Annotated in this window: 6 protein-coding genes and 1 pseudogene; 4 read left to right on the forward strand and 3 right to left on the reverse strand. The window is 45.0% G+C overall.

The window, feature by feature from the left end; all coding sequences use genetic code 11:
• Positions 1-15: 15 nt before the first annotated feature.
• From GCWU000325_RS09610 to GCWU000325_RS09620, 3 genes and pseudogenes are all read right to left on the reverse strand, one after another.
• Complete coding sequence (locus tag GCWU000325_RS09610) at positions 16-6,360, reverse strand: helicase-related protein (RefSeq protein WP_006256384.1); 6,345 nt, start codon at positions 6,358-6,360, stop codon at positions 16-18.
• Positions 6,361-6,453: 93 nt separating this feature from the next.
• Positions 6,454-8,571, reverse strand: coding sequence for a type IA DNA topoisomerase (locus tag GCWU000325_RS09615; protein WP_006256385.1), 2,118 nt, complete (start codon positions 8,569-8,571; stop codon positions 6,454-6,456).
• Positions 8,572-8,592: 21 nt separating this feature from the next.
• A pseudogene (locus GCWU000325_RS09620) lies at positions 8,593-9,997 on the reverse strand (DUF4099 domain-containing protein).
• A gap of 199 nt (positions 9,998-10,196) precedes the next feature.
• Here GCWU000325_RS09620 and GCWU000325_RS09625 point away from each other — a divergent pair.
• The 4 genes from GCWU000325_RS09625 to GCWU000325_RS09640 all read left to right on the forward strand — a co-directional run bounded on the left by GCWU000325_RS09625 (position 10,197) and on the right by GCWU000325_RS09640 (position 16,287).
• Entirely contained in the window at positions 10,197-10,808 is a 612-nt protein-coding gene (locus tag GCWU000325_RS09625) for a TetR/AcrR family transcriptional regulator (protein WP_006256388.1), read from the forward strand.
• A complete protein-coding gene (locus tag GCWU000325_RS09630) occupies positions 10,805-11,941 on the forward strand; it encodes a StlD/DarB family beta-ketosynthase (RefSeq protein WP_006256389.1) in 1,137 nt (378 codons plus the stop codon). Before GCWU000325_RS09625 ends, GCWU000325_RS09630 begins: the two co-directional genes overlap by 4 nt.
• A 107-nt stretch (positions 11,942-12,048) precedes the next feature.
• Positions 12,049-14,754, forward strand: coding sequence for a C13 family peptidase (locus GCWU000325_RS09635; protein ID WP_006256390.1), 2,706 nt, complete (start codon positions 12,049-12,051; stop codon positions 14,752-14,754).
• A 75-nt stretch (positions 14,755-14,829) separates the two neighbouring features.
• Positions 14,830-16,287, forward strand: coding sequence for a leucine-rich repeat domain-containing protein (locus GCWU000325_RS09640; protein WP_006256391.1), 1,458 nt, complete (start codon positions 14,830-14,832; stop codon positions 16,285-16,287).
• Positions 16,288-16,319: the final 32 nt, after the last annotated feature.

The raw sequence follows: 16,319 nt of genomic DNA on the forward strand, positions 1-16,319 counted from the left end.
CACCCACATCATCATTTATCGCAGTCTGGATTTTGCGACACATCCCTTACTTTCTTCTTGTTTGTTTCTATTATTCATAGCACTTGAATAGATTATGCCTTCCTCGCCCTTTTGAGCATTTTGGTTATTATTACTATTTTGCCTTAAATACTCGGGCTGGTCATTTTCGTTTGATTTTTCATTTTCTCCATTTGGTTCTTTCAATGTAAGGGCTATCTTTCTATCCAACTCTGCCGATTGCCCTTTGAGAGAGCGAAGATCGTCCTCTTTTTTCCAAGAACTGTTTGCAATGGTAATGTAAACCTCCTTGTTAGCTGCTACCTTTTCCATTTCCTTCTCGTGCGATTCTATCACCTTTGGGATACGCTCCAAGGCATTAATGAAGTTCTGACACGCGAGTTTCGGGTCTGTTGCCAATTTCCCGTTATTATAGGTATAGTAGATGCTCTCCTGCCCTTTCACGAAGAAGCGATTCACCGAATAGTCGAACAAATCCTTGGAAGTACTCTCTGTCTTGACCATGATGGAGAAACCATAAACTTCACCGATTTTGTTGTACTCGCCCTTGGTGCGTGCTTTTTCATCTATCTCTTGTAAACGTGCGGCAATGGCCTTGATGTCGGTGCTGTCTTCCACACCTTTGATTATCAGCTTGTTGATGGGCTGTCCATCGGCATCACGTTCTACACGCTGCTCAAAGAGAACCAGGTCAGACTGTGCCTCCTTGACTTTGTCTGTATGGAAAGACACGGAACTTTCAATCTCAGCCAACTTACCTGTTGCGGCATCACGTTCTCTAAGGAAGTTCTTACGCTCTGACTCCAAGGTGGTAATCTGCTTATCAAGTCTGGCTTTTTCCAATAGGTCGGTATTACCCGAAAGTACGGCCACGTACTCCGAGAAATTCATACCGCTGTCTTCGTCCATTGAACCCTCGTCGATGGTGCGACAGCCAAGCTGGTTACTTTTCAATTGGTTAATGAAAAGCTGCTTGTTGTGCAGCAAATTGAACTTGTAGCTGTCCAGTGACCGCTCTACGGCATAGATAATCACATCGACCTTGTTATCCGCAAATTCCTTGGCGATAAGGTTTCCCTTGCGCACGGCTCGCCCGTTGCGCTGCTCTAAGTCCGATGGTCGCCAGGGCGTGTCCAAATGATGGACCGCCACGGCACGTTGCTGTGCATTCACACCTGTTCCCAACATGGAAGTAGATCCGAAAATAATACGGATATCGCCACGGTTCATGGCATCCACCATTGCCTTCTTTGCCTTCTCATTCTTGCACTCTTGAATAAAGCGTATTTCGTAGGACGGTATATGGTAGTCCTTCACCAGTTTGCGCTTGATTTCCGAATAGACATTGAAGTCTCCACCGGGCTTATAAGTACCTAAATCAGAGAAAACAAACTGCGTACCTTTCTGAACATCGAACTTTTGGTAATAGTCATTGAGCATCTTAGCACAGTGGCTTGCCTTGTTGTCGATATGATCTGAGTAAGCATTTTCATCTATCATTCTGAGGTCAAGGCTCATCTTGCGGGCGTAATCCGTTGCGATAAGCATCTTTGCCTTTTCCTCGCTCTCGCTGAGCGGCGCACGTCCCAAGAGCGTGGCATCGCCACTCTTGGCAAACTCCATCAGCTTGCCAATAAATACCTCCTGCTCGGGTGTAGGCGGAATGTTGTGCAGTATCTCATTCTTCTCAGGGCGGTCGATGCCGATGTCCTTGGCAGTACGAAAATCGCAAATCTCCGCATAGAAGGCGGCAAGTTCGGGCACCTTGATAAACGTCCTGAACCGCTCTTTCTGAATGATGTCGTTTGTGATGGAGAACTCATAGTCGGTAGACTTCTTTGCAAAGACCGCTGCCCAAGCATCAAAACTGTTGATGCCCTGCTTTTCCAAAGCCTGCGGACGCAGATACTTGAACAGGAGATACAGCTCCGTCAGGCTATTGGAAATGGTCGTTCCCGAAAGGAATGTGGCTCCCAAGTCCTTGCCGGATCTCTCCTGTATGGTGCGTATGGCAAAGAGCATGTTTAAGGCACGCTGTGAGCCGTCAGGATTGCCCAAGCCCGACACACGGTCGTGGCGGGTGTTGAACATCAGGTTCTTGAATTGGTGGCTCTCATCCACAAACAAATGGTCAATACCCATCATCTTGAAATCCACGGCATCGTCCTTACGCTCGGCTATGCTGTCCTGTATGTTCTGTAGCTTGGCTTCAAGCGTCTGCTTGCGCTTCTCCAAGCCTTTGAGCATCCCACGTGAGATGTCTCTTCCTTGTTGCCGCAACACTTCGAGATTTTCTTCCACGGAGTCCAGTTCCTTTTGCATAATCGCTTCCTGTATCTCCAAGGCCTGCGGTATCATGCCGAACTGTTCATGCGTAAGTATGATACAGTCCCAGTCGTTGTTCTTGATGTCGTTGAAGATACGTTGGCGGTTCTGCTTGTTGAAATCGTTCTTACCCGGATAGAGTACCTTAGCATTGGGATAAGCTTTCCTAAAGGTATCGGCAATATCGAAGACGTTTGCCTTCAGTCCGATAATCATCGGCTTGTTTGCCAGTCCCAATCGCTTCATTTCATAGGCTGCCGTACACATGATGAGTGTCTTTCCCGCTCCCACCTCGTGGTCGCAGATGCCGCCACCGTTGGTCTTGAGCATCCACACGGCATCCTTCTGACTTTTGTAGAGGTCGGCAATACCCAATCGTTTGAGGTCAAGATCGGGAAATGTCTGGTGCGTTCCGTCAAAATTAGGGCGTACAAAACAGTTGAAAAGACGATTATAACGGTCAGAGAGCTGCTGTTTGAACGTATCGGGTGTACGTCCGAGCCAATCGACAAAGCCCTGCCTGATTTCCTCAATCTTGGCATTTGCCATCTGGATGGCATGTCCGTCCCTGACTTTAATGGTCTTGGTCTCTCCCGTAACCTTGTCCGTGACTTCCTTGCTCTTGTTGATGTCGGGAATGGTATTGTGCAGGGCATGCTTCAGGAGATTGATACCGTCATAACGACGGAACTCGCCCTGTACGGCATACTTGTGCCAGATATTGGCATTCTTATGGTCACATACAATGCTGTACTCGTCCATATTGGAATGATAGGACACGTCAATGTCCGTCCCGAAGAACTCCGAAGCAAACCTGCCATAGACCTTGGCAGGTATCCAGCGTTCACCGAGATTGAAGTCAAGGTCTGCAAATGGAATGGGTGTTGGCGTGGCTGCACGTAGGGCAGCAAGGCTCTGCTTTGCCTCTTCGTGGTCGGGGTGATCCAAGAGCCACGACTCGATACGCTCTGCCTTTTCTATTACATTGCCCGAAATGAACTTGTCCGCCACTTCGTAGGCATTCTCTTCGGGATTGAAATAGATGCGCCCTTCCAAGGAAGAAATGATGTCGCTTTCCTCCATATCAGGTAAAAGCGAACTCATGTAGTCAAGTTCCACCGTGCCGTACTTGTTGAGCGATGCGCCCAGTGCCTCCATCGGATCTGTGGCAACGGTCAGTTCCGTGGTAGAAAAAGCTGTAGGATGGTCAAAAATGTCCGCCTTGATGTACCTGCCGTTCTCGGAGCGTTCCAAGAAGAGCATTTCTACGCCTGTAGCATCCATCTTGATGATGTCGGTGTTCGCCTTTTGGTTAAAGTAGCCCCAGCGTGCAACATAGTCATTATAAAGGTGGTTGAGCCTGCTGCGGTCTTCCCTGTCTTCTGCATGGTTCTCTGCCTCGTAGTCATAGAGACGATGATAGCACTCCCGTATCTCAATATAGGCTTTGAGTCGGGAAAGCTGTGCATACGGCAAGTCCATCGGGTTAAAGGTTGGATGCCGCTTTAAGTCAGAAAGAAAGCCTATCTGTCCCTTCTGTACGACAATGGAGCCGTCTCTCAGGTGAGAGTCCGGCGAAGAGAGAAAAGGGCGTGGTGAAGCGTCAAACTCCTTTCTGACTTCCGCTATCGGTTTTGGCTTGCGTTCCTCGGATTCGTTCATGAAGTCGAAAAGGGATGGCTCACGTGAAGAGGAAGAAGCTGCCTTCCTGCTACTACGGGTACGCCGTTGAGGAGAGGTTACTGCCTTTTGTATCTTGGACTCCGATGATTTCTGGGGAGCAGTTTGAGTTATAGGACGGAGCGCCTGTGAAGTTCCTGAATTATCCTTGATTTCATTGTTCACACGGCTGACCTCTCTTGTCCAAAGGCTGTATTCTTCCGGGGCAAACAGTGACAGCTGCTCCGGTTGTCCGATGTCTTCCATGTTGTTGTCCACCACTGGATGATGATCGTCGTCAAAGAATATCGTCTGCCCGTTCATCTCTCTCGGGGCTTCAATATCCGTACGGATTTCTTGTGGTTCCTGCTCATATTGATGATGAAGTGTCAAGGCGGGTACGCCTTCGGGAGCAGGTTCTATAGTCATGGATGGCTGCTCTGACACAGATTGCTGTGGTGCGGACTCCGATGATGACGGTTGTAATGGATCAGCCTCTCCATTGAAAATGGAATCTTCTGTTGTCTGTGCTTTGGTAATGGTAAAATCGTCCGGCTCTATGACTTGTCCGACATTAATTCCTGTTTCAGTTTCTAATTCTTCCTTGGGCGTTTTAATTTCAGAAACACCGTTCACAGTTTCCTTAATGGTGTCTTCTGTCTTTGTTACCGCTTCTTCCTTAATTTCCTCTGCTACCACTTCTTCTTTGGTAAATTGTCCCCTGACGATTTCTTCCAATTCGGCTATCTCGTGCAATTTCTTAGGAGAGAAATACAGGTCGCGTTCAATCCCCAGTCCTCTTACCTTCACGCCTTCCATCTCATCAAGGGACATATTGCCAAGCTCCCAGCCGTAACCCATTGTCACGGCACCGAAACCAATGCGGCTCTTAGGGTCATATTCCAGAAGGTAGGCAGTATATGCTCCCATAGGGAAGAAATAGCGTGCGTAGGCAACCTTATCGCCTATGAGTTCCTTTTCCGTGCTGTAAAGTTTTGGCAGCTGTTTCCTGATACTGTCGGGCATGAGGTTATGGGCGTCAGTATCGTCTTCCTCCTTTATTTCCAGCATTTGCGGTTTTCCTTCCGCCTGCACGGTAACTCCTAATTTTTGCAGCATTTCATTAACCCTCACCTGCCATTCTTCCTTGGTCATCGGTATGCCAGTTTCATAGAGCTTGCGGTCGATACGTTGTCCCATTTCAAGGGAGAGTTGTGTTCGGAGACTTTCTGCCATTTCCTCAATCCCTCCCGTGAACCGATACTCCCATGCAGGTCTTCCATAAGGGTCTGTACCCATTATGCGCTCTGTGGCAATGGTGCGATGAGAAATGTCCTTCCAATCTCCTACAAAAAGAGAGTTATGCTTGAAGACGACAGAAGAGCCTTCTTCCTTAGCAACGGAAACGGTTTCTACGAACTGCTGCTCGATACCTTCGCTGATTTCTTTACCAGTCTGCTTCTGCAGGACGATGAGGTCACTGCCTACGTCCGTTCCTGCATTGTCTGAAAACATACCCGATGGCAGTCGGAGAGCGGAGATAAGGCGGCTGTTCTGCATGAGGTAACGGCGTATGGCCTCATTGCGGGGACTGTCCAAAACACCCTGTGAGGTGATGAATGCCAGCAAGCCGCCTTCCTTGATGCAGTTCAGACCTTTCACGAAGAAGTAATTGTGGATGGCACGTGTGGACTCACGTTTAAGAGTGTCCTTGCCTTTGCTATACTCTCGGTCATAGACCATAAAATCACCAAAGGGAATGTTACTTGTAACAAGGTCGTACTTGTCCTTGTCTTCCAGTTCTCCAATAGCTTCAAAAGGCTCGTTCTGAACGAAGATATTGCCTTCACCATACGGGTGCAGGGCTTGTGAAATACGAGCAGTAAGCAGGTCTTTTTCCATTGCATCTACAACTCCCGCTTGCCTTGCAAAGGTTTCGGCAAAGGCACCCATGCCAGCCGAAGGATCCAAACATCGGCGTATGGGTACATTTACAGAAGTGAGAGCATCGGCAATGGCGGTAACGATACGGGTATCAGTATAGAAGGAGGTCAGTACGCTTGCCTTGATGCTTTCCCAATACCGCTTGGCGGTGTTGGCATCTAAGGCTTCACGATAAATCATCTGTTTGAGCTGCTGTGTCGGCTCAAACAGATTCTGTTCAGACTTACTCCAATAGCGTATGTCATCGGGATTGTCCGTGCGGTTGAGTACACATTTCAAGCCACCGAAGCCCTGATAGTTCCGTAAGATGCTTTTCTCAGCTTCGGTGGCTTCGCGGCGTTCTTTCTCTAATCGCAAGACCACACGGATGGCTTCCGTGTTGGCTTGCAGGACTTCTTTCTTATTGTATGCCATAGTGTTTTCTTTTAATAAAGTGGAGGTAAAAAGGTCGGGAGGCAATACTTGTATCTCCCAACCTATATCTGTTCCTCTCTGTTTCTGTCGGGATTATCTCCCTCGTTGTTTTCCTTTCTTGTTCTCAAATTCAAAGGAAGTGACATGATCTTCGCCCAGAACAAGTCGGGCATTGAATTTCTTGCCTGCCTTGCTGGTCAGTCCTTTAAGGATAGGCGTACGACCGGAGCTTATCAAGTCACGGATATTATCTTCAGAGAGATGTATGCCGCAGACGTCACGAAACACGTGAAATCCACAGGTTTCATGCCTGCACTTGGCTACCTTGGCATAGATGCCGACACTCTGCTGTCCGCACTTTGGACAGCGGTAGACAGGATAGGACTTCTGCTCTGAAGAAAGCGAGAGGAGTTCCTCGCAGATTGTTCCCACGTATGAGTTGATGCCTTGTGCGAACCTTTCAGATGGCATCTTTCCTGCTTCAATAGCGGCAAGGGCAAGTTCCCAACTGCCTGTCATCTCCGCATTGGCAATTTTCTTGTCCTTGACAATCTCATAGACAGCCAGGCCTTTCTCGGTAGGTATGATGGCTTTCTTGTCCCTTCGGATATAATCACGAAGAATAAGCGTCTCGATGATGTTGGCACGGGTGGCAGGTGTTCCAATACCACACTCTGCCATTGCCTTGCGCTTATCGTCTTCCTTCACTTCCTTGCCAGCATTCTCCATAGCAGAAAGCAGTGTCGCCTCTGTGTAGAGAGGTTTAGGTTTGGTCTTATGCGCGGTTATCTCGGCAGAAACAAGTGACAAAACCTCTCCCTCCGTCAAATCAGGCAATGAAGGTAAAACTAGTTCATCGTCGTTTTCCTTTTCTTTTTTCTCTGCATCAGTAACCAGCTCTTTCTGTACGGCTTTCCATCCCAAGGAAATCTGCCTACACGCTTTCCAAGTAAAGATGTTGGTACCGTCAGTAAACCTCACCTGCATACGCTCTTCCTCGGAATCAGGAGAAAAGGCTTCTGCAAAGCGAGTTACTACCATATTATATATGTTCGCTTCGTCCGTAGATAAGCCCGTTGGCATCTCCCCCGTGGGGATGATGGCGTGGTGGTCGGTAACTTTGGCATTGTCCACCGAATGGATGTTAAGTGGATTTGATAGTGTCTTGCCTATCTTGCGCAGCAGGGCGGGTACTTCCTCGAAGACATCCTCGCTGATGTATCGGCTGCCTGTACGGGGATAGGTCGTGATTTTCTTCTCATAGAGGCTTTGGGCTATCGAGAGGGTTTTGTCTGCAGAAAAGCCGTGGCGTCTGTTGGCATCCTTCTGCAAGGCAGTAAGGTCGTACAAGAGTGGTGGCGCGGTATGCGTTACCTTTCTTGCGACCGATTCCACTGTAAGCCGACTCTGACTGCGAAGTGTAGCGAGAGCAGTCTGTGCCGATGCTTCACTCTCATAGTCTTCACTGCCAATGGCTTTCAGCGACAAGCCCTCTTTTTCTGTGTGAACGGATAATTTCCAATAGGGTACGGAAGAAAAGTCACGGTTCGCTATGTACCGACGGCAGACCATAGCCAATGTTGGGGTCTGTACCCGTCCTAAGGAATAGCCACCCTTTCGGGCTATGGACAGGGCACGGCTGGCATTGATACCCACGAGCCAGTCGGCTTCGCTTCTTGCCTTGGCAGAATAATAGAGATTGTCGTAACTGCTTCCGGGTTTGAGATTGGAAAGTCCTTCACGGATGGCCTTGTCTGTCAAAGATGAAATCCAAAGACGCTCAAAGGGTTTACAACAGTTTAGGTGCTGATAGATATAGCGGAAGATGAGTTCACCTTCACGCCCTGCATCGGTGGCAACGATGATGCGGTCTGCCTTGTCAAAGCAGGAACGTATCACCTTTAACTGCTTCAATGCTGCAGGGTCGTCGTGATACTCTTTGTCTTTGCGTACTTGTCGTACCACTAACTGAAAGGGATTGGGACGGATGGGCAAGTCCTCACGCTTATAAGCGGAAAAACCGTAGGCTTCGGGCATGGCAAGGGCTATGAGGTGTCCCATTGCCCAAGTAACGACATAGTCGCTGCCTTCCAATTGAAAATCGGCGGACGGAGTGGAAGCCAAATATCCTTCTTGCTTGTTGCTTGCCCCTACGATGCGGGCAATGTCTCTGGCTACCGAGGGTTTCTCGGCAATAATACAAGTTGTCATAGTCGATAATAGAATTAAGGGTTACATCTTACGTCCACGGGACTTCTTTTGTTTGTTTTCGTCCTGCTTTTGCTTCTGCTCGGCAGTAGGCTGTGTCTGTCCCGTCTTCAAGGGCTCTTTCACATTCTTGGTAGCTTCATTCGTCTTGCCGTGGTTGTTCACGGCTACCTGCGTTTTGTGTTCTTCGGCTACGGCAACCACCTTTTCTTTGCCGGTTTCCTGCTTCTTGTCAGGATTCCACTTGTAAAAACGTGGGCGGTTCTGCTCCTTGTTCATGCGGACATAGGCGTTGAATGATTGTCCCTGTTTGTCCACCATATTCTTTAGATATAGTGTACGACCGCTATCCAAGGCTTCACGCTGTTTATCTGACAGCTCCAAGCCCGCAGAGCTTATGTGGTACGCCTTGCTGCTGTGTCTGCTGCTGGCGTTCCTTAAATCCACGGTTATTGTCAAAGATGAACTCAATGCCTTTCTTCTCGGCATTGACCTGAAGCGTGGCGTTGAATGTCTTACCACTCTTGGCAGTCATGCCTTCCACCTTCACGGCTTTGCCTTCCACAAGTTCTTTGTACTGGGCATCAGAGAGCGTTACGCCCTTGATCTCCTTAGGGATGTTCACACGGTCGGCACGCAGGGCGATGATTTCATTCGTTTGCGGGTCAATAGAAACGTATGCAGAGAAAGGTTCGCCAGTCTTGGGCGTCACTTCGATGGTTTTACCGAGATTGCCCGTAGTGAGAAGTTGCTCCTTTTCTTCAGGAGAGAACTTGTAGCCCATATAGGGAAAGTCGAGCTGTGGTTCTTTTCTCAAAGGATGAATTGCCAAACCGATATTGCCGCTATCGTCCGTGCGAAACGCAAGGCGGGCTTCGGTGTATATGGTCGTTTCGCCAAAGGGAATGGCAATCGTCAAGAGGTTGGTCTTCTGCCAGTTAAGCATTTTTTCCAACTCTCCACTCTGTTCCAATCTCTCACGGGACAGTCCAAGGTTGTCGAGCATCTTCCAGTCCACTTTCTCGGGGTCGATGGCAGTGGTATTCTTCTTTTGCGGCAGATAATCCTCAAAGGACACTCCAATCTCTGCTAGCTGCTGTTTGCTTTCGAGCTTCTCACGGCTTTGCAGCATGGTGCGCAGGTTATCCACGCCCTGCTCCACATTGTCTGCCAATACCTTGTACAGTCCAAAATGAGTTGGGTTATTAAACTGTTTGAGGAAGTTGACCATGAAGTTCTTCAGAAGTCCGTCCTTGTTGTTGAACTTCAAGAACGCTGCCTGATTGGCAGCGGCAGCCTCTGTTGTTTTAAGGTTTCCCTTGTCGTCAATACCAGAAACTACGGAGAGTTTTCCTGCTTCCTTTTCGTTCTTTACTTCCGTGCGGTTTTCCAAGACCAGCACGTAATTGTCATTGCTGTTTGATTCCATAATTTTTGCAAATACATTATCGAACGGCAAATATATAAGTAATGATTCGACTATATAAAGCATAAGGAAATCAGGGGAAAAAGAAGGGGAGAAAAAGAAAAAATAAAAAAAGATCATCAAAAATTTGGAGATTTCATTTTTTATCCGTATATTCGCAAATAGAAAATAATTACAACCGTAATATTAGTTATTGAATCTAATGAACAAAAAAGAAGAAAGGAGAAACAATATACTCTTGGGAGCATTCAAACTCTTTATGTCCAAAGAGTATGCAAATGTTACAACTTCTGATTTGGAAGAGGTGACAGGAGTATCAAGAGGCGCTATCTATTATAAGGTGAAGAACAAAGATGGCTTATACAGAGCTGTCATTGACAAGTTTGTCTTTAATCTTATAGTGGATTCTCTGAACAGGGATATATCCGTTTCGCAAAAGACTCCGTTTTGGGACTTTATTATGAATGAATTAGAACTTATCCGGAGCAGAATGAGCCTGATCAGAAAATCGAATATAGACGCAACTGCTGCACAGTATCTCAACTTGCTGTCTTCTGCTTGCTTTCACTATGAAGGATTTAAGGATAAGAGCAAGGATTTGGAGAGGGATATTTTGAAATTATGGTTAAACTATTTTCATAAAGGAGTTAAGGCAGGAGAATTAAAAAAAGATGCCGACCCGGACTTGGCTATTTCAACATTTCGCTCCCTCTACTATGGAGATGCATTCAGTTTGTCCATCATCGGAGGTGAATTGGATATTGAAAGCCTAAAAAGGAAATACTTACTATTATATAATACCATTCGTCTATGAAGAATATTTATATCAACCAAGTCTCATCTTTCCTACCCAACAAGCCTGTCGGCAATGAGGAAATGGAGAATTATATCGGCCTGATTGGTGGAAAGCCATCAAGAGTGCGTTCAATCGTCCTCAGGCAAAACGGAATTAAAACGAGGTATTACGGGCTGGACAAGCAGCATAAAATGACCCATTCCAATGCACAGCTTGCAAAAGAAGCGGCAGAGGGTTTATTTGCCGATAAAACAATACCCGAAAACGTAACACTTCTGGCTTGTGCTACAAGTACTCCGGATCAGTTGCTCCCCTCACATGCCTCTATGGTCCATGGAGAGTTGGGGAATTTCCCGATGGAGATATTTTCATCTGCGGGAGTGTGTCTGACCTCATTGCAAGCTTTGAAGATTTGCTATAGTAATATTCTTGCGGGATTGCATAAAAAGGCAGTTTGCGTAGCTTCTGAGCTGACTTCTCCTGCGTTAGTGTCGAAATTCTATGATCCCGAATACGAAGCGACTCACGAAAATCCGGACAAAGATCCCTATATGGCTTTCGAAAAGGATTTCATGAGGTTTATGTTGTCAGATGGTGCGGGGGCTGTATTAGTACAAGACCATCCCGAAGGGAACACTCCTTTGAGAATAGAATGGATTGAAATGACCTCATATGCCAACGAACTGCCTACATGTATGTTTATGGCATCAGAACTACAAGCTGATGGACGTTTGAAGAGTTGGAAAGAATTTACTCCCGATGAAATCAAAGAACGAGGAGTACTTGTAGGGAAACAGGATATTCGCCATTTGAAAAAGTTCGCCATTAAGTATTGGGTAAATCACATAGAAACAGTACTTGCCAAACATAATGTAAAGCCAGAGGAAATAAACTGTGTGATACCCCATCTTTCCTCTATGCTCTTCTATGATAAACTGAACGATGAATTTCTTGCTCGTAAAATAGCTCTGACAAAGGAAAAATGGTTTGTCAATCTTCCTTCTGTAGGAAATGTCGGGTCGGCGGCTATTTATGTGGCTCTGGAGGAGCTCATAAGGACAAAGGAAATTAAACGTGGAAACAAGATACTTCTTCTTGTACCGGAGAGTGGCAGGTTCTCATACGGAACAGTGCTGCTTACAAGTGAATAGCTGAACTTTTGCCGGAATTCTTTGCAAGAATATCAAAATAGAATTATAGTAATATGAATAAGCGTGTATATTAGCACATTAATGTTTAATTTAATAAAAAAAGAACTATGGAAAAGAGATTCAAATTTTTATTCCTGTTGCTTTGCTGTCTGATTAGTTCTTCAGCAATTGCACAGCAGCGACTACGCAATGTCTCAAAACAAGAGGCATTTTCCCTTGTCAAGGATTATTTCTCGGGACAGGATGTTGATTATTATCTTTGCGAGGATCCCGTTCTTAAAATTGAAGGGGAAAATAATTTCCCCGATCCATCTCAGAGCGGTACTTGGACATTTTTCGTGGATGCCGAACCGATGAAGGGTTGGGAACATGACTGTTACATCGTTCGTGTTGTAAAGAGGATAGGGGAATATCAATCTCCCGCAACTCAATCGACGAAGTTCCGTCTTCCGCCTATGGGAAACTTCTCTCCGTTGGAAGTCAAGAATCGTTATGGGATAAAGGCAAATCAAAAACCTTATGTGAAAAAGGAAACTCTTTCTAATGAGGCTAAAAGTGCTGCCGGACATACCTATGCGGTAATCCTAAGCGGAGGGCATAACCCCTTTTCCAACTATGAGCGTTATTGGAATGACTGTTCTTTCGTTTACCAAACATTGGTAAATAAATACGGTGTTCCAAAAAACAACATCGCAGTAGTGATGTCCGACGGAACAAACCCTGCAGAAGACATGCATCTAACGACCGGAGGCTACAAATCATCTCCATTGGATCTGGATTATGATGGCTGGCCGGACATAAAGTATGCTGCCACACGTACCAATGTAAGACATATTCTCTCAGACCTTTCTCAAAAAATGACAAAGGATGACCATCTCTTCTTCTATGTAATAGACCATGGAGGTACAAGGGACAATAAAAACCAGTCTTATATTTGTTTGTGGAACGGGGAATCCCTGCACGATTATGAGCTTGCAGATTGGCTTCTCCCGTTCAATCAAAAATCCATTTATGTCAATGCAGTATTAGGACAGTGCTTCTCGGGCGGTTTTATAGAGGAATTGACGAAAGTGGGATGCGTTGTGGCAGCAGCTTCTGAAAGCGACAAATCTTCATACGGCTGTTATGACATTCCTTACGATGAGTTTGTTTATCATTGGACTTCTGCCATAAATGGAAAAGATGCTTATGGAAAGCTAGTGGCTTCTGATGTTGATAATAACAATAGGGTGACAATGGATGAAGCTTTTACGTATGCCAAACTGAAAGATCGTGCACCGGAGTATCCTCAATACAAATCTAATCCTATATCCGTTGGAGAGGACTTGGCCTTCAACAACTTACCAGAGGCTGTTGATCTTTATATTAAAGACAATGACGAAGACACGGGAAAAGAGCCGAATCTGACAACTAAGGAATTTTGGAAAAGTCCAGATATCTGGGTGAGAAATCAAAAAGACGGCATACAGGAACATGAAAATCCCTACTATTCAGATGATCATATTGCATGTCTTGTATATGTAAGGGTTCATAATAGGGGAAAAGAAGATTTTAATGGCGTTGGGAAATGGATACATGTTTATTGGGCACAGGCTTCTACTGGGTTAACTATCAAGGCATGGAAAGGAAGAGAATTATATGAAAATCATATCTCAGGAGATCATATAAGGGCTGTGCCAATACCTTATATACCTGCTGGAGAAGATAGAGAAGTTTCTATAACTTGGGGGATACAAGAAGATATGGTACATTACCAAAGTGATAATGGTACGGAAAAACATCATTACTGTCTGATAGCAAGAATCTTAGATTCTCCCTATGACGACAGTTATGATCCCAAGAAAATCTATTTCGACGTTCTGGGAAGTAATGATATTGCACAAAAAAATATTTCAATAGTGAGCAGACGAGAATTATCAAAAGGAATATCAGTATTTGTTCGTAATATTTATGGAAACAGTCACAAATATTCTCTTGAGATCCGAACTCCAACGGAAAAAGATAAGTTGCTGTTTACCAAGGCAAATGTAAAGATGAAGATGGCAAAACCCATCTATAAGGCTTGGGAACGTGGAGGTCTCCAAGCAACAGATATAGTTTATAATCCAACAGCTTCTCCATATAGTGTAAAATTAAATTCGTCCAGCAGTAAGTTGGAAAATATCTGTATGAATGGGGCCGAATTTGAGAAAGTAACTATGAATTTTGATTTCCACACTTCTTCAACAGACTCAAACGAGAAGTACACTTTCGACTTGATACAAAAAGATGAAACAGGCAATATAGTGGGAGGAGAAACTTTTATAGTTGAATCTCCATTACACAGTCATCAGGGTATCGAGATTACCCCCATTGATCTCGGGGATGGTAGGTATAAACTCTCAACAGATTGGCAGGAAACAGACCGAATCCTCTGGACAGATGCTGTTGGTTCAGATGTGGGGACGGGAAATAACATTACTGTAACTCCTACATTGACAAATAATAAGTTCTCAGCTATCGCTATATCTTCTCAAGGAGAAATGGCTCAGGAGACTATTACTTTGGAATCTAAAACCGGATTTAAGTCGATTAGCCCAACACCGGTCGAAGATTTTATAGACATAGAACTATGCAGTCCTGTTAAATCAGGAAACGCTGTACTTAGGGTAAACAGCTTAACACAGGCAGGTAGTATCTTGTTGAGCAAACATATTCCTTTAGATGCCAAAAAGATACAACTTAATGCAACATCTTTGCCAAGTGGTATATATGTACTTACCTATTTTGTAGATAATCAAATTGTCGACAGCAGAAAGTTCAGCAAGAAATAGTTAATTTTATTCTTGGCAACAGGAGAAAGATTTTCTCCTGTTGCTGTTTTACTTGCAATCTAAAAAATTACAATCATGAAAAGAATAATACTTTTGTTACTACCTTTTGTATTTGCCTATTCTCAAAAGGTGTGGGGGCAGGTCAATTTCTTCGATGCCAATGTGAGCAAGTGCGGAGAGTTGGAGCAAGTCTTGGGGGAGAAATGGGACAAGATAGATTCGCTGATTGTGCATGGTTCCGTCAATGAAGCTGACTTTACGACTATGTGGAAATGCAGCTTTGAGGGGAAGCTAACTGTATTGAATTTGGAGGATTCGCAGGTAGAAAACAATAAGATACCTACGCGTGCACTTTATAAGGCTGATAGGCAGGTTATTGATGACCCGAGAGCGTATCAGGGCGTGGTTTACCTCCCACTCCGCCACATCATCCTTCCTGAGGGAATTCAGGAAATTGGAGACTTTGCTTTCTCAAGGATGAAATTAGAACAAATAAACCTCCCCAAAAGTTTGAGAAAGCTTGGTCGTTTCAGTTTTTCAAGCTGCCATTGGTTAAGTACCGACCCGTTGATTATCCCGGAAGGTGTAACGTCTATTCCATCACAATGCTTTGTAAATTGCCAATGCTTCAAGAAATTGATGCTACCCTCTACTATTAAGATAATTGAAGGATTTGCTTTCTACAACACAAGAGTGGAAGAAGTAAACTTTCCAGAGGGATTAGAGCTTATTAAAATTGCAGCTTTTGATGGGTGCGACTTGATGGAAGCAATATTGCCAAGTACTCTTAAAGAACTGTCTGATTTTACCTTTTCCATGTGCCCTAAATTACAAGAAATCAAGATTCCTGAAGGGATTACCAAGATCCCCTTTGCCTTTGCTTCTTGGTGTCGATCATTGGAAAAAGTGAATATCCCCAAGAGTGTTACAGTAATAGAGGATGATGCTTTCGGAAGCGATGTAAAACTCAAATCGATAGACTTGCCCGAGGGATTAAGACATATTGGGAAAGATGCTTTTTGGGAATGTGCAGTTGATTCCATTATATTTCCAGCTTCACTAGAATATTTAGGCGCAGGGAGTTGTGCAAATTGGGAAAATGTCAAAAAGATATATTCCCTCTCTCCTAACCCTCCTTGTTGTGCAGCTGATAAGGAAGGAAAGCATAAAACATTTCATGGTATCACTCCCAATGACATTCCCGTCTACGTTCCCATCGGCTCAGGAGAAAAATATCGTCAGGCTTTCGGCTGGAACTACTTCACGAACATCATTGAAACGGACAAGTTCCCAACCGGAATAATGTCGCCTAAGATGGGCAATAACGAACTATGTAAGGTATATGGGAAAGACAACGAACTCATAATAGAAATTCCTAATTTGCTCTCATCGCCTATTCATTATTCCATTTACAGTACAAAGGGAACTATGATAGAGCAAGGCAACCTCACAAAGTCTTATACATTAAAAATGCCTTCAAAGGGTGTCTATATTGTACGTGTTGGAAATACTACACATAAAATATTCTTGTAAGTCTAGCATCATAAGAAACAGGAATTAAGTTG

Origin of the sequence: Alloprevotella tannerae ATCC 51259 (assembly GCF_000159995.1) — a bacterium.
In the GTDB taxonomy this organism is placed as follows: Bacteria; Bacteroidota; Bacteroidia; order Bacteroidales; family Bacteroidaceae; genus Alloprevotella; species Alloprevotella tannerae.

Excerpts from the sequence above, each read along its gene's own strand:
- GCWU000325_RS09610 (WP_006256384.1), bottom strand. The coding sequence starts at position 6,360 with ATGGCATACAATAAGAAAGAAGTCCTGCAAGCCAACACGGAAGCCATC.
- GCWU000325_RS09615 (WP_006256385.1), bottom strand. The coding sequence starts at position 8,571 with ATGACAACTTGTATTATTGCCGAGAAACCCTCGGTAGCCAGAGACATT.
- GCWU000325_RS09625 (WP_006256388.1), top strand. The coding sequence starts at position 10,197 with ATGAACAAAAAAGAAGAAAGGAGAAACAATATACTCTTGGGAGCATTC.
- GCWU000325_RS09630 (WP_006256389.1), top strand. The coding sequence starts at position 10,805 with ATGAAGAATATTTATATCAACCAAGTCTCATCTTTCCTACCCAACAAG.
- GCWU000325_RS09635 (WP_006256390.1), top strand. The coding sequence starts at position 12,049 with ATGGAAAAGAGATTCAAATTTTTATTCCTGTTGCTTTGCTGTCTGATT.
- GCWU000325_RS09640 (WP_006256391.1), top strand. The coding sequence starts at position 14,830 with ATGAAAAGAATAATACTTTTGTTACTACCTTTTGTATTTGCCTATTCT.